17 protein-coding genes are annotated in these 20173 nt (G+C 45.0%); 2 read left to right on the forward strand and 15 right to left on the reverse strand.

The window, feature by feature from the left end; genetic code table 11:
* Positions 1–134: 134 nt before the first annotated feature.
* The 3 genes from C0638_RS21840 to C0638_RS21855 all read right to left on the reverse strand — a co-directional run bounded on the left by C0638_RS21840 (position 135) and on the right by C0638_RS21855 (position 5440).
* Positions 135–3761 (reverse strand): collagen-like protein, encoded by a 3627-nt coding sequence (locus C0638_RS21840; RefSeq protein WP_442792769.1) that lies wholly within the window; start codon positions 3759–3761, stop codon positions 135–137.
* A 136-nt stretch (positions 3762–3897) separates the two neighbouring features.
* Complete coding sequence (locus C0638_RS21850; RefSeq protein WP_025675342.1) at positions 3898–4251, reverse strand: hypothetical protein; 354 nt, start codon at positions 4249–4251, stop codon at positions 3898–3900.
* Between the two features lie 460 nt (positions 4252–4711).
* A complete protein-coding gene (locus C0638_RS21855; RefSeq protein WP_058831535.1) occupies positions 4712–5440 on the reverse strand; it encodes a glycosyltransferase family 2 protein in 729 nt (242 codons plus the stop codon).
* Positions 5441–5698: 258 nt separating this feature from the next.
* Between C0638_RS21855 and C0638_RS21860 the strand changes: the two genes are divergently transcribed.
* The gene (locus C0638_RS21860) at positions 5699–6532 is read left to right on the forward strand and encodes a class I SAM-dependent methyltransferase (protein WP_058831534.1); all 834 of its coding nucleotides are present in this window, start codon (positions 5699–5701) and stop codon (positions 6530–6532) included.
* Positions 6533–6640: 108 nt separating this feature from the next.
* Here the strand turns inward: C0638_RS21860 and C0638_RS21865 are convergent, their stop codons facing one another.
* Entirely contained in the window at positions 6641–9835 is a 3195-nt protein-coding gene (locus tag C0638_RS21865; protein WP_102163791.1) for an S-layer homology domain-containing protein, read from the reverse strand.
* A gap of 378 nt (positions 9836–10213) precedes the next feature.
* Here C0638_RS21865 and C0638_RS21870 point away from each other — a divergent pair, with 378 nt between their 5' ends.
* Entirely contained in the window at positions 10214–11083 is an 870-nt protein-coding gene (locus tag C0638_RS21870) for an aminoglycoside 6-adenylyltransferase (RefSeq protein ID WP_102163793.1), read from the forward strand.
* 101 nt (positions 11084–11184) lie between these two features.
* Here C0638_RS21870 and C0638_RS21875 read toward each other — a convergent pair whose 3' ends face one another.
* The 11 genes from C0638_RS21875 to C0638_RS21925 form a co-directional block, all read right to left on the reverse strand.
* On the reverse strand, positions 11185–11529 hold the full coding sequence (locus tag C0638_RS21875) for a cupin domain-containing protein (protein WP_025679674.1): 345 nt from the start codon (positions 11527–11529) through the stop codon (positions 11185–11187).
* 114 nt (positions 11530–11643) lie between these two features.
* On the reverse strand, positions 11644–11979 hold the full coding sequence (locus C0638_RS21880; protein WP_025679675.1) for a YolD-like family protein: 336 nt from the start codon (positions 11977–11979) through the stop codon (positions 11644–11646).
* Positions 11980–11990: 11 nt separating this feature from the next.
* The gene (locus C0638_RS21885) at positions 11991–12185 is read right to left on the reverse strand and encodes a hypothetical protein (RefSeq protein WP_017428465.1); all 195 of its coding nucleotides are present in this window, start codon (positions 12183–12185) and stop codon (positions 11991–11993) included.
* A gap of 104 nt (positions 12186–12289) precedes the next feature.
* Entirely contained in the window at positions 12290–12778 is a 489-nt protein-coding gene (locus C0638_RS21890) for a hypothetical protein (protein WP_025679677.1), read from the reverse strand.
* An 84-nt stretch (positions 12779–12862) separates the two neighbouring features.
* The gene (locus tag C0638_RS21895; RefSeq protein ID WP_014599711.1) at positions 12863–13225 is read right to left on the reverse strand and encodes a response regulator; all 363 of its coding nucleotides are present in this window, start codon (positions 13223–13225) and stop codon (positions 12863–12865) included.
* 271 nt (positions 13226–13496) lie between these two features.
* Positions 13497–13919, reverse strand: coding sequence for a MarR family winged helix-turn-helix transcriptional regulator (locus C0638_RS21900; protein WP_013370959.1), 423 nt, complete (start codon positions 13917–13919; stop codon positions 13497–13499).
* Positions 13920–13930: 11 nt separating this feature from the next.
* The gene (locus C0638_RS21905) at positions 13931–16192 is read right to left on the reverse strand and encodes an ATP-binding cassette domain-containing protein (RefSeq protein WP_102163795.1); all 2262 of its coding nucleotides are present in this window, start codon (positions 16190–16192) and stop codon (positions 13931–13933) included.
* A gap of 203 nt (positions 16193–16395) precedes the next feature.
* Entirely contained in the window at positions 16396–17394 is a 999-nt protein-coding gene (locus C0638_RS21910) for a metal ABC transporter substrate-binding protein (RefSeq protein ID WP_014599710.1), read from the reverse strand.
* A 35-nt stretch (positions 17395–17429) separates the two neighbouring features.
* Positions 17430–18278 (reverse strand): metal ABC transporter permease, encoded by an 849-nt coding sequence (locus C0638_RS21915; RefSeq protein WP_014599709.1) that lies wholly within the window; start codon positions 18276–18278, stop codon positions 17430–17432.
* Positions 18224–18931, reverse strand: a complete 708-nt coding sequence (locus C0638_RS21920; protein ID WP_170973163.1) for a metal ABC transporter ATP-binding protein — start codon at positions 18929–18931, stop codon at positions 18224–18226. Before C0638_RS21920 ends, C0638_RS21915 begins: the two co-directional genes overlap by 55 nt.
* Positions 18932–19146: 215 nt before the next feature.
* Complete coding sequence (locus C0638_RS21925; RefSeq protein WP_058712540.1) at positions 19147–20169, reverse strand: ABC transporter substrate-binding protein; 1023 nt, start codon at positions 20167–20169, stop codon at positions 19147–19149.
* Positions 20170–20173 lie beyond the last annotated feature (4 nt).

Raw genomic sequence — 20173 nt, forward strand, 5'->3', positions numbered from 1 at the left:
TTGGAATTATTTCCATGGAGCTTCGACAAAGGTTTTTTTTACAGCAGAACTGCAAAATATTAACTTAAAACAAAAAAAGGACCCAAAAGTTATAAATAACTTTTGAGTCCTCTAAATATACCTTGACCTTAAGCTTACAAAATGCCTTGGTCGCCTTGAGGACCTTGGTCGCCTTGGACGCCTTGAACTCCTTGAGGGCCTTGGTCGCCTTGAGGGCCTTGAGCACCTAGAGGGCCTTGGTCGCCTTGGGCTCCTTGAATTCCCTGAGGGCCTTGGTCGCCTTGGACGCCTTGAACTCCCTGAGGGCCTTGATCTCCTTGGACGCCTTGAACTCCTTGAGGGCCTTGGTCGCCTTGAGGGCCTTGAGCACCTAGAGGGCCTTGGTCGCCTTGAGGGCCTTGAGCACCTAGAGGGCCTTCAGCACCTTGTGGACCTAGAGGGCCTTGAGCACCTAGAGGGCCTTGAACACCTTGTGGACCTAGAGGGCCTTGGTCTCCTTGGACGCCTTGAACTCCTTGAGTTCCTTGGTCGCCTTGGGCTCCTTGAACTCCTTGAGGGCCTTGATCGCCTTGGGCTCCCTGAACACCCTGAGGGCCTTGGTCGCCTTGGGCTCCTTGAACTCCCTGAGGGCCTTGGTCGCCTTGGACACCTTGAACGCCTTGAGGGCCTTGGTCGCCTTGGGCTCCCTGAACTCCCTGAGGTCCTTGGTCGCCTTGGGCTCCCTGAACTCCCTGAGGGCCTTGGTCGCCTTGGACACCTTGAACGCCTTGAGGTCCTTGGTCGCCTTGGACTCCCTGAACACCCTGAGGTCCTTGGTCGCCTTGGGCTCCCTGAACTCCCTGAGGTCCTTGGTCGCCTTGGACACCTTGAACTCCTTGAGGTCCTTGGTCGCCTTGGGCTCCCTGAACACCCTGAGGGCCTTGATCGCCTTGGGCTCCTTGAACCCCTTGAGGGCCTTGATCGCCTTGGACTCCCTGAGGTCCTTGGTCGCCTTGGACACCTTGAACGCCTTGAGGTCCTTGGTCGCCTTGGACGCCTTGAACGCCTTGAGGGCCTTGATCGCCTTGGGCTCCTTGAACGCCTTGAGGTCCTTGGTCGCCTTGGACGCCTTGAACTCCTTGAGGGCCTTGGTCGCCTTGGGCTCCTTGAACTCCCTGAGGTCCTTGATCGCCTTGGGCTCCTTGAACGCCTTGAGGTCCTTGGTCTCCTTGGACGCCTTGAACTCCCTGAGGTCCTTGGTCACCTTGGGCTCCTTGAACGCCTTGAGGGCCTTGGTCGCCTTGGACTCCCTGAGGTCCTTGATCGCCTTGGTCACCTTGAACTCCCTGAGGGCCTTGGTCGCCTTGAACACCCTGAGGTCCTTGGACACCTTGAACGCCTTGAGGTCCTTGGTCACCTTGGACGCCTTGAACTCCTTGTGGTCCTTGATCGCCTTGGGCTCCCTGAACACCCTGAGGGCCTTGATCGCCTTGGACTCCCTGAGGTCCTTGGTCGCCTTGGGCTCCTTGAACGCCTTGAGGTCCTTGATCGCCTTGGACTCCCTGAAGTCCTTGGTCGCCTTGGGCTCCTTGAACGCCTTGAGGGCCTTGGTCGCCTTGAACTCCCTGAGGTCCTTGGTCACCTTGGGCTCCTTGAACTCCCTGAGGTCCTTGGTCGCCTTGGGCTCCTTGAACTCCCTGAGGTCCTTGGTCGCCTTGGGCTCCCTGAGGTCCTTGGTCACCTTGAACGCCTTGAACTCCCTGAGGTCCTTGGTCGCCTTGGACGCCTTGAACTCCCTGAGGTCCTTGGTCACCTTGGGCTCCTTGAACTCCCTGAGGTCCTTGGTCACCTTGGGCTCCTTGAACTCCCTGAGGTCCTTGATCGCCTTGGGCTCCTTGAACGCCTTGAGGTCCTTGGTCGCCTTGGACACCTTGAACGCCTTGAGGTCCTTGGTCGCCTTGGACACCTTGAACGCCTTGAGGTCCTTGGTCGCCTTGGACTCCCTGAGGTCCTTGATCGCCTTGGGCTCCTTGAACGCCTTGAGGTCCTTGGTCACCTTGGACGCCTTGAGGTCCTTGATCGCCTTGGACTCCCTGAGGTCCTTGGTCGCCTTGGGCTCCTTGAACTCCCTGAGGTCCTTGATCGCCTTGAGCTCCTTGAACTCCCTGAGGTCCTTGATCGCCTTGAGCTCCTTGAACTCCCTGAGGTCCTTGATCGCCTTGGGCTCCTTGAACTCCCTGAGGTCCTTGGTCACCTTGGGCTCCTTGAACTCCCTGAGGTCCTTGGTCACCTTGGGCTCCTTGAACTCCCTGAGGTCCTTGATCGCCTTGGGCTCCTTGAACTCCCTGAGGTCCTTGGTCACCTTGGGCTCCTTGAACTCCCTGAGGGCCTTGGTCTCCTTGGACGCCTTGAGGTCCTTGATCGCCTTGGACTCCCTGAGGTCCTTGGTCGCCTTGGACGCCTTGAGGTCCTTGGTCGCCTTGAACTCCCTGAGGTCCTTGGTCACCTTGGGCTCCTTGAACACCCTGAGGTCCTTGGTCGCCTTGGACGCCTTGAGGTCCTTGGTCGCCTTGGGCTCCTTGAACGCCTTGAGGTCCTTGGTCGCCTTGGGCTCCTTGAGGGCCTTGGTCACCTTGAACGCCTTGAACTCCCTGAGGTCCTTGGTCGCCTTGGACACCTTGAACGCCTTGAGGGCCTTGGTCGCCTTGAACTCCTTGAGGTCCTTGATCGCCTTGGACTCCCTGAGGTCCTTGGTCGCCTTGGGCTCCTTGAACGCCTTGAGGGCCTTGGTCGCCTTGAACTCCCTGAGGTCCTTGGTCACCTTGGGCGCCTTGGTCACCTTGAGCTCCCTGAGGTCCTTGGTCGCCTTGGGCTCCCTGAACACCCTGAGGTCCTTGATCGCCTTGGACGCCTTGAACTCCCTGAGGTCCTTGGACACCTTGAACGCCTTGAGGGCCTTGGTCGCCTTGGACGCCTTGAGGTCCTTGGTCGCCTTGGACGCCTTGAGGTCCTTGGTCGCCTTGGACACCTTGAGCTCCCTGAGGGCCTTGGTCGCCTTGGGCTCCCTGAACACCCTGAGGTCCTTGGTCGCCTTGGGCTCCTTGAGGGCCTTGGTCACCTTGGGCTCCTTGAACTCCCTGAGGGCCTTGGTCACCTTGGGCTCCTTGAACTCCCTGAGGTCCTTGGTCACCTTGGGCTCCTTGAACGCCTTGAGGTCCTTGGTCACCTTGAACGCCTTGAACACCCTGAGGTCCTTGGTCGCCTTGAACGCCTTGAACACCTTGAGGTCCTTGAGCACCCTGAGGCCCTTGAACACCTTGAGGTCCTTGGACACCTTGGACGCCTTGAACACCTTGAGGTCCTTGAGCACCCTGAGGCCCTTGAACACCTTGAGGTCCTTGGACACCTTGAGGTCCTTGGACGCCTTGATCGGTTCCTAAAAGTTCATCAGATACTAACCGATGCGCAGGTACTAATTGCCCCACTGCATCTTTACCCCAAACAGAAATTTGAGTTTCATCCTCTGCTGGCCCGCTTGTGGTAAACACGAATTCAAATGCGTCGAAACCTGCAAAAAAATTCCTAGTTAAAACCACATTGGGCCCCACTGCCACTAGTTGTTGTACATATAATGTTCTGCTACCGTTTAAAATAAAACCCTCAATTAAAACAGTAGAAGAATTTACAGAATCTCGGTTATCTATTTTTACAGTGACTAGTTGGGTGGGTCTGACTCCTAGAACAGGATCGTTTGCAATGGGTCCAGTTGATAATACTGCCATTTAGGTACTCCCTCCTCTCTAGTAAAAAGCAAATTATTTTTGTGAACAACGATCTTTCTCAAGACCCTGTTCCCTCTATTTTATGTCTCAACCATTTGCTGCGATTGTGGTTCTATCTCTATACATATGTTGAGTTTTAAGATCCTAGTTGCTCATCCGCAACAATACGCTGAACATCAATGATTGTACCGCTCGCGTTTTTTCCCCAAACTGAAATATCAGTACTTTCTTCTGCTAAACCGCTTGTGGTAAAAACGAATTCATATGCGTCGAAGTTCGCTAGATAATTTCTCGTAACAACTGCATTGGGGGCTAAAGCTATTTGTTCTAGTACATACAATGTTCGTAAACCATTTAAAATGTAGCCCTGAATTAAAATAGTTGAAGAATTGACCAAATCACGGTTAATTATTTTAACGGTAACCTGCTGAATAGGCCTGATCCCACTAACAGGACTATTCTCAATAGGTCCAGTTGATAATACAGCCATTAAGTCCATCTCTCCTTTTCTATTTATTAACTACAAATCCATATTATATAAAAATACTATATATATTGAACTAAAAAATATATTTAGACCTTTATCTACTATATTTTTTAAAGTTCAATCTATATAGAACAGAATAGGGATTAATGTAGCTCCATGTATCATATTAATAACTTGTTACATATGATTGTTTGTTTACCTATTAAAATTAAAATAGATATTTACTTATTCAAGCCGTTTTTAATTCTGGGGACATTAAAAGGCAGTGACCGAGCATTAAGCAAGCTGATTCACCAATTTCTTTTCCAACCATAAAAAAGGATAAAGGCACCCTGAGAAAAAAGTGCCTTTATCCTTGTAGATCAATTTCAAATAAACTATACTCTCTTGCAAGCACGTTTACACAGAAACAGCGAAGGTTATAATAGTTACTTACAAATGTCACTTGCGACAACAGCTCATGCTACAACACTCTTACAGATCTATTTTTTAAACCCTTAAATTGTTCCATTTTTTGTTTTTCATCCCACAAATAGTGAAATCCCCATCGATTAGTGGTATCCCCTTCCCGCAGCCCTTGTTTCAAGGCTGAGAAACGTGAATTCAGATAGTCAAATCCCAAGTATTTATAATGTAACAATAGTACTTCATTATTAGATGGCTTTATTACATTCCCAGCAGGTTCAGCAGTATGCCTACCAGGGCTAAAATTTATTTCTTGAATCGCACTTGGATTAAATATTTGAGGCTTATCGTACGTTTGACTTCTTACACCATTCCTTACCGTTTCATATAATGGTTGCTGGCTATTAGGAAAAAAATCAGAAACCATTTCATAACCATTAGGGACAATCAATGTTATCCCTTTCGAAGTACATTCCTGCAAATATGTTCTAAGGTTAGGGTGATAAAAATGTTCATCTACGTCACAGATAATAATCCAGTCTGCCTTATTCCTGCTTTCTTTCCAACATTGGTTGAATAGATCTTGTGCTGATCTCACGACCGAATTACCTTCGATCTCAAATCTATTCATATTTACTTTGGGATGTGCCTTTAACATGGATATAGAATTATCAGTCGAGTCATTATCGAAAATGTAATATTGGTCGGCTATATTATCATAGTGCTTAAAAAAAAACGGGAGCATCTTTTCTTCGTTCCAGCATAATGCGTATACATGTATGATCACGTATCCTTCCCCTCTCAAACTCATATCTTATGGATCGACTTGCTTGATAATATATGCAATTTATATTTGTGGGGTTCAAATCGTGGATGATGAGCTTTACTGCTTAGCAAAAGCCAACCCAGACCCCAAATTGGCTTTTAATAGGTATCCTAAGTTCATAGTTGGTAAAAGTGGATACTTCTTCAAAGGTACGGTAGACTTGTTCTTAATGTTAGTGCTATTGTTATATTATTCCAATCATATGAGGTGAGATGCACTATGTTCGAAAAAGATACGCATGAAATTCTGGCTTATTATGATGGCGGTGCAGAAATAGGCAGATTAGAGCGCGGAATTGGAAAAATAGAGCTGGAAAGATCAAAAGAAATCATTTCCCGTTATCTCAGCAAGTCCACTCATGTTATTTATGATATCGGCGGCGGTATAGGGGTCTACTCTTCGTGGCTGGCAGAACTGGGATATGAAGTTCATCTATTTGATCTTTCTTCGCAAGCCATTGAATTTGCTCGTCAGCAGCAACTGAATAAACCCATTATCAGCAAGCTGGAAACCGCAGATGCCAGAAATATTGATCGTAAAGATGAAAGCGCGGACATCGTGCTATTGATGGGACCTTTATATCATTTAACAGAACAGAAGGAACGAGTAAAAGCCCTGCAAGAAGCAGCGCGTGTCTTAAAAAAGGGGGGAACGCTGATTACTTCGGCTATTTCCAGGTTTGGCTCGTTACTGTGGGGGCTATCGGTGTACGGCGAGTGCAATACCATTTTAGAGGAAGATGCATTCATGGATATGGTCAGACAGGAGTTAACAGATGGTCAGCATGTACGACCGGCGGCTTATCCCTCTTTTATCACACGCTCCTACTTTCATACACCGGATGCCTTGCGTGCAGACTGGCAGGCGGCTGGATTGCAGGAGCCTCGTGTTTTGGGTGTGGAAGGCCCCGTCTGGATTGCACCCGGATTTGAAGAAAAATGGGCGATTCCCTCCCATCGCAGACGTTTGCTGGATATAGCACAGCAGGTTGAAGAGCAGGAATCCGTGATCGGTATGAGCCCGCATATGCTTGCCGTAGGTACCAAGTCTTAAAGCTCATCAACTATATGGTTGATGGATTGTTGTACAACATAACAATTGTCACGTTGCTTCTCAACCAAAAAGACGAGCCACATAGGCTCGCCTCTACATCATTCCAGATTACTGCTCCAAACTTTCCAATACGGTTTTAATTTCGCTGTTCAAACTAAGTGCATTATAAATCGCAGTCAAGGCTTCAGCACGTGACGCATGATACTTAGGTCCAAACTGACTCGTACTTATACCCGAAAGCACACCAGCTTGTGCTAATTGTTTAATCGTATCAGCTGCAAAAGAAGTGGACAGGTCGGTGAAGCTTTTTTCATTCGAGGTGTCCTTTTTCAATCGGTCTAAATCCAAGATCCGCGCCAAAATGGCAGCCATTTCTTGACGAACGATCGTTTGGTCTGGTCTAAATGTACCGTCCTCATAACCGTTTAATACTCCTGCTGTGGTCAGTTTTGTTATGGCATCCTGCGCCCAGTGATCCCCAATATCGTTCAAAACCACAGGCTGGTTTCCACCACTAGTATCGAAGATTCTAGAGATGATAGTAGAAAACTCTGCACGGGTAATTTCACCATCAGGTCTGAAACTGCCATCCTTATATCCATTTACGATACTCAGCTTTGAAAACGTGTCGACCGTCTTTTCTGCCCAATGTCCTTGTAGGTCTGACGATTTAACATTAGTAGAAGAATTTAAAGCAGATTCTGCTTTAGATTTTATATTCTGCAGTACTTTGTTGTCTGCAACCACTACGTTACTGTTGAATATGTCTTGCACAGGAACAGTTGGTTCAGTCACCAGTTCTTCAGGTACAGCTACTGGTTCTTTAGATACAGTTACCGATGAAGATGATACAGCTGATGTTGCCGTATTGCTGCTGGAATCATCGCTAGAATGGTCACTGTTTCGATGGCCAGACCCGCTACCGCTGGAACTACTGGAATCACTGCCAGCATTATTGGGTGCGGGAGCAGTAACAGCTGTTACGGTAATTGGAACGTTAAAGCTATATCCGCTGTATGTGGCGGAAATTACCGTGTTCCCTTCTGAAAGTGCTCTAATCTCTCCCTGATTAACCGTAGCGACATTCGTATTGCTGGAAGTCCAAGTTGCTTTTTCACTGACATCAATCTCTGACGAATCTGATTTTACAACGCTTGCTGTAGCCCGTTCTGTATCCCCTACTAGCATTTTTCTATTATTGATAGAAGCACGCAATTCTGTGTAATTGTCATCTGTTTGTACCGGATCTGGCATTGGCACTGGATCTGGCGTTGGCACCGGATCTGGCGTTGGCACTGGATCTGGTGTTGGCACCGGGTCTGGCGTTGGCACCGGATCTGGCGTTGGTGTTGGATCTGGCGTTGGTACTGAGCTGATAGAGAATGAAGCGGTAGCTGTCGAGTTCTTCACATCTAATGCTCCGTTGGTTGTGCCGTTATCAATCACAGTATAATCAAAACTTGCCGGGCCCTGGTAGTCTAAATTCGGAGTGAATAACACAACCGATCCGTCTAGAACTACCGTCCCACCTTGCGCATTTTCTACCGATGCGATGCTAAGATGTTGTAAGCTCTCATTCACAGGGCCTGCCGTGTCGTTCGCTAAGAGTTCATCAACAGCGATAGATTGTGCTCCTGAATTTGCTGATAACGATGGCAGTGTATCATTCACAGCTATCGGACTGTTGTTTACCTCACTTACAGTGATTCTGGCTTGGTTCGGCTCGCTGATCCCTGTTCCAGCCATATCTAGCGATGATTGTACGTCGAAACTGAAATGGTCACCTGATGGAGAGTTAGCATAAAGATTTGGCATAAATTTAAGCCCTGCTTCGCCATCCGCTACAGAAATGAATTGACCATCTCGGATTTCCATTACCCCATCGTTTTTATAGAGGGTTCCACCAATAATGTTTGAGATTCTAAAATACGACACGTCAGTTCCATCCACTTGATTACGAGTAAGGATCAGTCCGTCAAAGCTTTGCTTGTCTTCCTCTGTCAAAGCATCTGTCACATTAGGGACATCAGCGACAGAATTGACCGCAAAGAAGGCTTGCTTGACCACCGACTGCGGGACTGAGACGCCGTCCGATGTTCCATCATCGGTGACGGTAAAAGAGAAGCTAGCGGTTCCATTGAAATCCGGCTGAGGTGTAAAAATCACATTGGTTCCATCCAAACGTACAGCCCCTCCTGCAATGCTGCTGACTGAGGATATCGTTAGATGTTGACCATTCTCATTCGGACCTGCAGACGCATGCGCAAGCAGTTCTGCAAAAGGGATGATCCGCTCTCCTGAGTCTTCTGAAATGGAGGATAGCGTTTGGTCTTGAGCTGTCGGAGCATCGTTTACTTCCGTAACATGGACAACAGCCCTAGTAGCATCGCTTAGTCCATCCCCCGTTGCACTCTGAGCCGCCTTTACATCGAAAGAGAAGGTGTCTCCCGCTGCATTGTTGGCGTTTGCCATAGGCACAAACCTCACGCCATCGCTGGCTTCTGCTGCCGTGATAAAAGTTCCATCAGGAATCTCCGTTACCCCATCACTATGATACAGCTTGCCCCCGATAACGTTCGTAACTTGATAATGTGTCACTACCGTTGAATCTTGCGGGTTTGGTGTAATGGTTATATTGGATGTCGGGATATCTTCCTCAGTAGTTACAGCAGCTACCTCAGGCATTTTGGATACAGCGGGCAGGGCTGCTGTTTCCAATATCAACTGGGGAATATCTACGCCGTTGTCATCGGCTGAATATGTAATTTCCGAATAGTCTCCAGGGTTCCCTTCTTCATTGGCAAGCAATGCAAAGGAGACAATATCATCCGTCTGTTGTTGTACAAAATGGGTAACATCAAAATCAACCCAGCCTACTTGAAGGTCTGAGCCTGTTTTCGTATTCAAAGGCTGATCCGTCGGGTTCAGTGGAAAAGCTCCGTTGCTCCAAACATCGGCAGTCGATCCATACACAGTTAAAAAAGGATTCGAGTTAGAGCTATAATTAATGGAAGTGATGTAAATTCGCAAGGTTGCCTTCGTTACAACCTTGTCTGTCAGCTCAGGCATGTTAAACTGAATCGCTGATCGGTAATATCCTAACGTTGTGTCCGAAGACCTGCCAACATAGTTGTCTGGAGCATCCATCCAAGTGTCAGACTTGCTCCATGTTCCGTCTTGGATTAATTTGGGTTGTGCGGTTGGTGCCGCACCAGCATCTGCCACCGAGATGGCCGATGAGAAGATTAGTGATACTGCTGTCAATGCATATGTGAATCGTTTAGTAGACTTGCAAAAATGCATACCTTTCCTCCTATTGAAATAAATCTATGATTGCTGCTTGGATTATACAATGTCGTCACTGAACAAATTCTGAACAATTTGCCCGCTGTTTGCTTCCTTATAAATAAAATTATGATATATGGCTGATGGATATTGATCCAACCCTTTTGAATTGCCTATACAATTCGGTCAAGTGTACATTCGGTGATGAACATACCTCTCCCATACAGTTGAATGGCTTCCATGGATAGGCTATTGTAAGGATAGGATACTTTTCCCAGATAAAAGAACTTACAGGAGGTCGTTTTTCTTGATGATCCTTGAACTGGTGGCCTTTATTTCTACTGCTGTCTTGTCTACGTTTTTTTCCTTTCGATACCGCTTGTGGAGACGACTATAGTGAGAAGTGAACAAGAGATGCTGCATACCATTCTCCAATTTGCTCAAGAGGACGAACGGGTACGTGCTGTGATTATGAATGGTTCACGCGCCAATCCACATGCTCCACGAGATATTTTTCAGGATTATGACATCGTCTTTCTCGTATCTTCCATGGACAGCTTTATTCAGGAACGTGGCTGGATTCACCACTTTGGAGAATTGATCATTATGCAGACGCCCGATGAACATGCGGAGCCTACTGTGACGTCCCGTGATCGCTTTGCTTTTCTTATGTTATTTACGGATGGCAATCGCATAGATCTTACCCTCTGCCCTGTGGCTAACATCGACAATTGGCCCCGAGACAGCTTAAGTGTACTGCTCCTGGATAAAGACGGACTGATGAAGCCTTTTCCACCGCCAAATCTTCAAGATTATAAGACAGTCCCTCCAACCGCCCAAACCTATGCAGATTCCTGCAATGAGTTCTGGTGGGTCAGTACTTATGTGGCTAAAGGACTATGGCGGCATGAGCTTCCCTATGCCAAATTCATGTTAGATCGACCTGTAAGAGATGCACTTCACTTGATGTTGGAATGGCATATGGGTATACAATCCGACTTCACGGCAGATCCAGGGAAGCAGGGAAAATACTTGGAGAAGCACCTTGAGCCTGATCATTGGACGGCCTACATCCAAACGTTTGCGGATGCAGACTATGAACATATGTGGCAGTCTCTTTTTATCATGGGTAATTTATTCAGAGAAGTTGCCCAGAAAGTGGCGAACCATTATGGTTATAAATACCCGATTCAGGACGATCAACGTGTTACCAACTATCTCCATCACGTAAACACCCTCCCTGCAGATGCAACGGACATCTATTAATGAAAAAAACCAGTCGGGCACTTGAGATGTGCTAGGCTGGTTTTTTTATACTCTAACGTTGTTTGCCCAAAATACCGTTTTGGATGGGCTGTCCCCTAATATTAGTTTTCGGTCAGAACCCGGTCGCCTCTGCTGGCAGGCTGAGAGATAACTAAAAATTCAACATCCTCATTCGTTTCATTAAACATTTGATGAGGCACCATAGGAGGAACCTCACACCCTTCCTGAGATCCTAATTGGACTCGTTCACCATCCACTTCAAGTACCGCTGCACCTGATAAAATAAAGAAAAATTGGCGCGCATGATGATGATAATGTCTGACTTCATGTGTATTTCCCGGCATGCGCTCATGAATAATGCTCAAATCATCATTTTTCACCAAGCGCCAACCATCACATTGATCTCCCCATATATAATGTTCAGCACTATGTTTACTTATTTTCAAAATAAACTCCCCCTTTGCAGTTACATTTTTATTGTAAATCTAGAACCACAAAGCAACAATCTTAATTATAAAAATGACAGAATCAATGTAAAAAAGTCCCGTGGCCAGACCATTTTAGATATCCGCCTCGATAATTTCCTCCAACTTAATCCAGCTAAAATCCTCTTCCCCACGAGATAGCTTCACTTCTCGCCGACTTGTGTTAATCACTGTCACCAGTCCGCACAATTCCTCATCATCAAACGGATTGAACACTCTTAGCGTAATTGGCTTCCGTTCGTTATAGGACACGATAATGGCCTGTTCAATCTGCTGTATTTCCTGATCGTCCAGTGTTGGCTTGCCTCGTTTTCCCTGCTCCTTCATCAATCTTAAATATGCCTCCCGATGCTCAGGCAAAATCATACGCGAACTTTCCCATATGCCGTTTCCTTCAAGCTTTTTCCCCATCGTAAGCCCTCCTATGCTGTTCTGGTTACCGGATGCCATGCCAATACATGATCTAATCGAAAAACACGTGGCTGACCAGTTTGCAAACAGGTGGCCCGGATCAAGCCATTCTGCACACGATGCACCTCTATCTGCCGATGAGACAGTTTGCCCTTTCGGTCCATATACACGATTTCCACGATCTGTCCCACATATTTCTCCAGCATCATCCTTCACTCCTCATCAGAACGTTTGTTTGTATTATATGCGAACATGCGTTTGATTATCAATGTAAAAAAATCCCCTGAGGGAGTGGCCTCTCTCAAGGGATTTAAAACTCGTAGGTGGACAGCTTAATATCCTCTTTACTCAAATCTTTCAGCGGATACACAGGGCCATTCCAATAAGTCAGAATATCATGCGGCTCATTCGTACCATGTTCTTTTAAAGTTTGAGATAATTCGAGTAATACATGTGGAAGTTGATAAGAGCTTGTTAAAAATTGATATTCTTCTGGACTTTCGCAGTCTTCTGCTCGATAAAACACAAAGTAACCCTCGGTATAATCCCCAATGAGTACAATATAACGAGCAAGAAACATAATTTCACCATTGGCAAACGGAATGGAAAATGTCGAAGCAGAGATCAAATCTGTCTCTAATGCCTCAATACGAACGGTGAGTTCATTGTTTAGAGCATCCATTTTTTTTCTTTGTTCACTGATGAGGTATTCATAATTTACAGGAACAAGCCCCCCATTCTTGATCGTAGCGATCAGTTCATCTATAAATACTTTTTGAGACAATACTCGATTGCTCATCCTATTCATCTCCATATTCGTGAAAAATAAGTATGGAACTCCCGCTTCAACATGTTCAGTATTATGTATTAAAAGCTTGATTCATTAATTATCCAGCATTTTTGTGACTGCATTCACGACCCTTTCCATCTCAAATGGCTTAACAATAAAATCTTTTGCTCCTGCCTTAAATGCTTGTATAATGGCTTCCTGCTGACCCAAAGCAGAACACATTAAGATGTTAGCTTTAGGATCAAGCTCTACAATCTTTTTAACAGCCTCAAGCCCATCCATTTTAGGCATATTAATATCCATGGTGATTAAATCCGGTCGAAAGTGTGCATATTTCAAAACTGCATCATACCCATTTTCCGCTTCTGCAATAACAGAGTGACCTAAATCCAACAGAATATCCTTAAGCACAGAACGCATAAATAAAGAATCATCCACTATTATAACTGTTGCCAAGTTAACCTCTCCAATCCGTTGTCTTATGAAATGCACGCCCAAACTTCAATATCGGTGAAAAAACTAGTTATATTAATAGAAAGAATCTGTAAAAAGAAAAACGCTACCATTGAATTATAAAAGGAATTTAAAACTAGCTACTACAGCATTAATTTCAATAAAAACGTTTCGCAATGACGTAAATCATCTCTATAGTATGAAGATTACAAAGTACTAGTATCTTTTAAACCCTTAGCCCTATATAAGCCGGGTTGAAAAGCTGCGGGCTATCCTACAGCTTCTCAGCGTATAAGCTCGTAATTTTCTTGCACATCATTGAAAAGGACTGTACTTCATCTGCTGTTAATGCTTCTTCAATTAAATTCATGATTTCATTCCCGAAATCGTCAACACGGCTAAGAAACGCTTTTCCCTCACTGGTAAGTACAATGTTATAAGAGCGGCGGTCATTGGTTTGCCTTTCCTGATTTATATACTTTTTCTCCAATAGGCGTTTTGTCAATTTAGAGATCCCCGACTGTGTAATACCTTTCATTTCAGCAAGTTCCTTTGTGGTTTTTGGACCTTGCTTATTCAAAGTATCCAGTATATAGTATTGTGCCGTTGATACACCTTCTACGCTGAACCGGTTAGAGTATGCTAAAATCATACATTGAAAAGGGACATAACGATCTTCTAAATCTTTTGTTGGCATTGCTTTTCCTCCTATGTGCGCCCGATATATTCCTTCAGGTAACTTCCTGTAAGTGAATGTCTGCATTTAACTAAATCTTCTGGTAAGCCTGTAAATATGATTTCACCACCATTTTGCCCGGCAAAAGGACCTAAGTCGATAATCCAATCAGCCTGACAAATAATGTCTAAATTATGTTCGATTACAATAAGGGTTGAATTTTGTTCCACTAAGCGATTCATTACACCAATTAACTGTTTTATATCCGCCATATGCAGGCCAGTTGAAGGTTCGTCCAGAACATAAATTTGCCCGTCATTTTCAAGCTCGGAAGCAAGCTTTATCCTCTGTAATTCCCCGCCTGATAAAGTGTTTAGTGGTTGTCCCAAAGGAATATAAGTGATTCCAACATCTGAAAGCATGTTTAATACCCTGCTAATTTCTTTTTCCTGAAAAAATTCCAAAGCTTCTGCTACGGTCATTTTAAGAACTTCACTAATATTTTTGCCTCTTAGCTTGTATTGGAGCACTTCATCGGTAAAACGATCCCCTTGGCATTCCTCGCACACGGTAACAATTGTATCCATAAAAGCTAAGTCTGTGTATGTAACACCCAAGCCTTTACAAACAGGACAAGCCCCTTGGGAATTGAAGCTAAACAGGGAGGCACTAACACCGTTCTTTTTTGCAAATAACTTTCTGATCCTATCAAAGATCCCCATAAAGGTGGCTATATTTGAACGCTTTGACGCTTGTATCCCTTTTTGATCAATGAATACAGTTTTAGGATAAAATTGAGGTAATACTTGATTGATAAGCGTACTTTTTCCTGAACCAGCGACACCAGTTACAACTGTCATTACTCCCTTGGGTATTTGAACCGAAATATTTTTCAGATTATGTAACGTTGCATTTTCGATGGAAAGCCAGTCTTTTGGGGTGCGTGTATTGAGTTTATACTCAGGCTGGTATGACAAATATTTTCCAGTCAGTGTACCCGATTCCTTTAATCCCTGTAAGTCTCCCTGATATACAATTTCACCGCCATAAATTCCTGCACCCGGTCCCATGTCGATTATATGATCTGCAATCTTTATCAGATCGGGGTCATGTTCCACAATAAGCACGGTGTTGCCTTTGTCTCGCAAAAGTTTCATAAGGTCATTTATTTTGCTTATGTCATGGGGATGTAGACCTATACTTGGTTCGTCGAAAATATAAGTAAGGTCAGTCAGGCTACTTCCCAGTTGACAGACCATTTTAATTCTTTGCGACTCCCCACCTGAAAGAGTAGATGTTTCTCTATTTAGACTTAAATAGCCTAATCCAATCGATACCATCTGCTGCAGCCGATTGGCTAACTCAGAAACGATTGTGGCGGACACCGGAGTATGAATGGTCTCAATAAACTCTAAAAGTTCACTCACCTGCATTTCAGCACATTCAGCGATATTTTTCCCATTCACTTTACAAGACAGGACCTTGTCATTCAAGCGTGTCCCGTTGCAGTGTGAACAAGTCTGTTTGGTAACAAAACGCTCAATTTGTTTACTATATCTTGTCTTTTCTCTTTCTTCTTTTTTTAGAAAACTCCGCTCAATGCGCGGAATCAGCCCCTCATACAATGAGGTTTTATGCCATTCAGGTGAGGGATTTTTCACTTTTATACCATCAGCGTAGAGAAGCATTTCCAACTCAGCTTCGGAATAATCCTTAATTTTTTTGTCATTATCAAAAAAACCTGAATGAATATAGCGTGTTAATCGCCAACCCCCAGGTTCAAAGGTGGGAAAACAGACTGCGCCCTCGTTTAAGGATTTGTTTTTATCTAACAGTCGTTCGATATCAATTGTTTCAACCTTTCCCAAACCTTGACATTGGCTGCACATACCCGCCAGATTATTGAATGAGAACACATCAGAGTACCCCACAAACGGAGTTCCGATTCGTGAAAATAACAGTCGTAATAGAGAATAAATATCTGTAACGGTCCCTACTGTTGACCTTGCGTTACCACCCAACCGTTTTTGATTGATAATAAAAGCGACTGATAAATTTTCAATGGTATCCACATCTGGTTTTCCATAATGCGGCATACGGTGACGAATAAAACTTGTATAGGTTTCATTTAATTGCCGTTGTGATTCTGCCGCTATTGTATCGAATACCAAAGATGATTTCCCTGAGCCAGATACACCCGTAAAAACCGTAATTTCTTTTTTGGAGATCACCACATCTATATTTTTTAGATTTCGTTCCCTCGCTCCTAATACCCGTATACAATTGTCACTCATTTCATTTACCTTCTTTGCAATATAGTTGATTAGGGTTAATAGTTGATAGGCTCAACTATATTTTATCATTATTTTTATGAATGGCAATGTTGAACTTAGTCAGTAGACACGAGAATCACCAGTAACTAAAGTGCCGATAGTCATAAAAAAAGACGCTGCTATTTATGCAGACGTCTTTTTCGAACTATTTATTTAAAGTTTACTTATTCATTCAGAGCTTTTTTCAAAGCCTCCAGATTGTTTTTCATTACACCAAGGTAATCTAGGTTCTTCTGCTTGTCTTCATCTGTCAACCCTTCAAGCGGATTCAGCACATCCGTTTTCGAACCAATTTCCGTAGCTACGGTCTCGGCAACCTTCGGATCAACCAATGTTTCAAAGAAAATTGTCTTTACATTATTTTCTTTAGCAAACTTGATAATACCTGCCAATTTGTCCGGTGTAGGCTCTTGCTCTGGAGATAAACCAGCAATGGGTACTTGGGTCAGACCATATTGCTTCGCCAAATAGCTAAAAGCAGCATGCTGCGTAATAAAGTCTTTACGTTTTACATCTTTCAGACCCGTTTTGAACTCGTTATCCAGTTCTTTCAGCTTAGCGATATAAGCATCAGCGTTTTTCTCATAGTCTGCTTTGTTTGCAGGATCGGCTTTTACAAGCCCTGCTTCTATAGCTTCTACTTCTTTTTGAGCTAAGACCGGATCAAGCCATACATGAGGGTCCAGCACATGATCGTGATCATGGCCTTCCTCTGCGTGTGCTTCTTCTCCTTCTTCCTCTTCAGCAGATCCTTCCATCAAGTTCAACCCTTTGCTTGCTTCCACTACTACACGCTTATCATTCGATGCGCTGCTCAAAGCCTGTTCTGCCCAACCTTCGACGATCCCGTTATAAACAAATACATCAGCATCCTTAACCTGTGCCATATCCTTGGCGCTTGGCTCCCAGTCATGCGGCTCAGCACCGGCAGGAATCAACGCAGTTACGTTAGCATGATCTCCGGCAACTTGCTTGGTAAATTCATACATTGGGTAAAAAGTGGTGACCACATTCAGTTTTTTACCACTGTCCGCTGTTTGTGCCGTATTAGGTTCGGTTTGGGATGCATTCGTGGCTGCATTATCAGATTTAGCTCCGCAACCGGCCAAAATAAGTGCTAGCCCCGTGGACAATACAAATGATTTTTTGAACCATGTATTCATATTCATAACTCCTTATGTTTTAGTTTTTTATAAGCTCACTGACCTGCCGTATTCTTACGTCGGGAAGCCTGTTGCTTGCCAAGCTTACGGACCAGCTTTTGAATACTAGCTCCTACGATCAGGAATAATAATAGCACCATAGCAATCGTCCCCCCTGGGGGTGTACTGAGTTCATATGATGCGGTTAATCCCATAAATACGCCGATCAATGCGGTGATCATGGATATCCAGATAGCTGCCGCAAAGCTCGGTGCAATTCGAATCGCCAGGGCAGCAGGCAGCACGATTAATGAGGAGACGAGCAGCACACCGACAATCGGCATGGCTGCAGCTACAATCATCCCTGTTAAAATACTAAACGCAAACGAGATAGACTTGACAGGAAGACCATTGGTCTTTGCCGTTTCTTCATCAAAGGTAATCTGATACAAAGGGCGTCGGAACACAAAAAAGAAAATACCACCGATGACAGCCACAACGATCATTAACATCAGCTCTGTCTGATTGACGGCTACTACCGAACCAAACAAATAAGCGGAAAAGCCTTTGTTGATGCTCTGATTCAGATTCATTAAAATAACAGCCGTCGAGAGGCCGCCTACCATAATAATAGCCACAGAAATCTCACTATATGTTTTATAAGACCTGCGGACGTATTCAACAATAATCGCGCCGATCACGGCAACAATAAATCCAGTTATCGTCGGGTTAATCCCTAAATAGGCACCTGCTGCCACCCCTGCCAGCGATACATGCGATAGCATGTCCGCCATGAGAGCCTGGCGCCGTAGCATCAGGTAAACTCCAAGCACCGAGGCCAGCAGTGCAATTACCCCACCGGCACAAAATGCCCGCTGCATGAAGTCGTAGTGCAGCATTTCCATCCGCCATCTTCCTTCCTTTCAAGCTCAATAATACGATCCAGATAATGTTGCACTTCCGATAGTCCATGTGTAACCATGACTACGGTTCTTCCATATTCCTTAACCTGTTGATTCATCAGATCGTAGAAGTGATGTCGGCTTTCCTGATCCATTCCGGTCGTGGGCTCATCCAAAATGAGCAAATCCGATTCCTGAGCAAGTGCCCTTGCCACACAAATACGCTGCTTCTGTCCACCAGACAATTCACCGATTTTGCGATGCCGTAAATCCCACATCCCTACCTGACGAAGCGCCTGTTCTGTCAGATCATGATCCTCAGCCCGCATCCGGCGCAGCCAAGAGCCATGGGTGTATCTACCCGAACGGACAAATTCCAGAATGGTACTTGGAAACCCTCCATTGAAGGCAGCAATTTGTTGTGATACAAATCCGACAACGAGCTTTTTGCCTTCACCTGTACGGTCGGACATAAACACTTTGCCCTTCCAAGGCTGAAGTAAACCGAGCAGCAATTTGAGCATCGTCGATTTAGAAGCACCATTCGGTCCGGTAATAGCCACAAATTCTCCGGAAAAAATTTCAACATTGGCATCCACCAAGTTAGGAACATCTCCGTAGCCAAATGTGACCTGTTCCAATGAGGCCAATAACATGATATAAATCTCCTTTTCCTTTAAAAAGCCTGGAGCCATCTGAGCGGTCATCATAGCGCAGATTCTCCAGGTCGTTTATGATCATTAACCATCTACCGTAATTATTACGATTTGGTAATAAAAAAATAAGCGCTTGATAAACGTAACCTTTACGCATTAGCAAGTTTAACAGTTTAGGCAAGGTTCGTCAATGTTTTGGCAACTCTTTTGTTTGTTTATTTCACTTTGTCCGGGTACAAGCCTACAGCCAAGGTTTTCAGTGCAATCGGAGCACGCACGCCTTCAGCTGCTGCGGATAGAGGCAACACCACAAACCGTTTGTTTTTGATCGCTTCGACACCAGCCAGTGCAGGCTTGCTCAACAGCAGCTTTTCTTTATCAGCAAGTGAAGTATCTCCGTAGTCGAGAATAATAATAACATCAGGGTTGCGGTTTACGACCTCTTCCCAGCTTACTTCCGTAAAACTTTTGTCGATATCATCAAAAATATTTTTTGCCTTCACACTTGTAATCAAAGACGTCAGATAATTGTTGGCAGCCGTAAATGGCTTGTCTTCGCCGCTGTCATAGACAAAAACCTTGGGCGCCCGTTCAACCGTACCAATTTGAGTCTGAATGGACTGCACTTGTGCACGAATGTCATTTACAAGTTTTTCTGCGCGCTTCTCAACCCGGAAAATACGTCCAATATTTAGTATATCCCGATATACATCTTCTAGTATAGGACCCGGCTTATTGGAGGATTCCTGTACATAGGTTTGCACGCCCTGTTGGGCAAGCTCCTCACGGGAACCCAGATTTTTATCATTAAAGGCACTCTTCCAGCCCGCGTAGGCAAAATCCGGTGCAGCAGCCATAAACACCTCTTTGGACGGATATTGTTTGGCCAGAACCGGGATTTTATCATATTGATTCTTATATTTAGGCAAAATCTGATCATCCAAATATGCAGTTCCTACCATAGAAGATTCCAGCCCAAGGGCCAGCATAACTTCTGTCGCATGCTGGTTCAATGTAACCGCGCGTTTGGGCGCTTCGGGAAATATCATTTTTACACCCATATTCTCAATCTCTACTGCCTTCTCTTGGGCCGTTGATTGCGATGCATCAGGTTGCTGCCCGTTTGCAGATGAATTTGTGGTTTGAGCCGTGTTTCCTGCTGTGCAGGCCGATAACAACAGCATCATCGCCAAAGCAAGCATAACCAGCGGCAATGCGGGTTTGCTATATTTATTCATATGT

It is taken from the genome of Paenibacillus sp. lzh-N1 (assembly GCF_002872435.1).
GTDB classification, from domain to species: Bacteria; Bacillota; Bacilli; order Paenibacillales; family Paenibacillaceae; genus Paenibacillus; species Paenibacillus polymyxa_C.

Bases quoted from the DNA above. Each gene is read 5' to 3' on its own strand.
- C0638_RS21840 (WP_442792769.1), bottom strand. From the start codon at position 3,761: ATGGCAGTATTATCAACTGGACCCATTGCAAACGATCCTGTTCTAGGA.
- C0638_RS21850 (WP_025675342.1), bottom strand. From the start codon at position 4,251: ATGGCTGTATTATCAACTGGACCTATTGAGAATAGTCCTGTTAGTGGG.
- C0638_RS21860 (WP_058831534.1), top strand. From the start codon at position 5,699: ATGTTCGAAAAAGATACGCATGAAATTCTGGCTTATTATGATGGCGGT.
- C0638_RS21865 (WP_102163791.1), bottom strand. From the start codon at position 9,835: ATGCATTTTTGCAAGTCTACTAAACGATTCACATATGCATTGACAGCA.
- C0638_RS21880 (WP_025679675.1), bottom strand. From the start codon at position 11,979: ATGGGGAAAAAGCTTGAAGGAAACGGCATATGGGAAAGTTCGCGTATG.
- C0638_RS21885 (WP_017428465.1), bottom strand. From the start codon at position 12,185: ATGCTGGAGAAATATGTGGGACAGATCGTGGAAATCGTGTATATGGAC.
- C0638_RS21890 (WP_025679677.1), bottom strand. From the start codon at position 12,778: ATGAGCAATCGAGTATTGTCTCAAAAAGTATTTATAGATGAACTGATC.
- C0638_RS21900 (WP_013370959.1), bottom strand. From the start codon at position 13,919: ATGCCAACAAAAGATTTAGAAGATCGTTATGTCCCTTTTCAATGTATG.
- C0638_RS21905 (WP_102163795.1), bottom strand. From the start codon at position 16,192: ATGAGTGACAATTGTATACGGGTATTAGGAGCGAGGGAACGAAATCTA.
- C0638_RS21910 (WP_014599710.1), bottom strand. From the start codon at position 17,394: ATGAATACATGGTTCAAAAAATCATTTGTATTGTCCACGGGGCTAGCA.
- C0638_RS21915 (WP_014599709.1), bottom strand. From the start codon at position 18,278: ATGGAAATGCTGCACTACGACTTCATGCAGCGGGCATTTTGTGCCGGT.
- C0638_RS21920 (WP_170973163.1), bottom strand. From the start codon at position 18,931: ATGTTATTGGCCTCATTGGAACAGGTCACATTTGGCTACGGAGATGTT.
- C0638_RS21925 (WP_058712540.1), bottom strand. From the start codon at position 20,169: ATGAATAAATATAGCAAACCCGCATTGCCGCTGGTTATGCTTGCTTTG.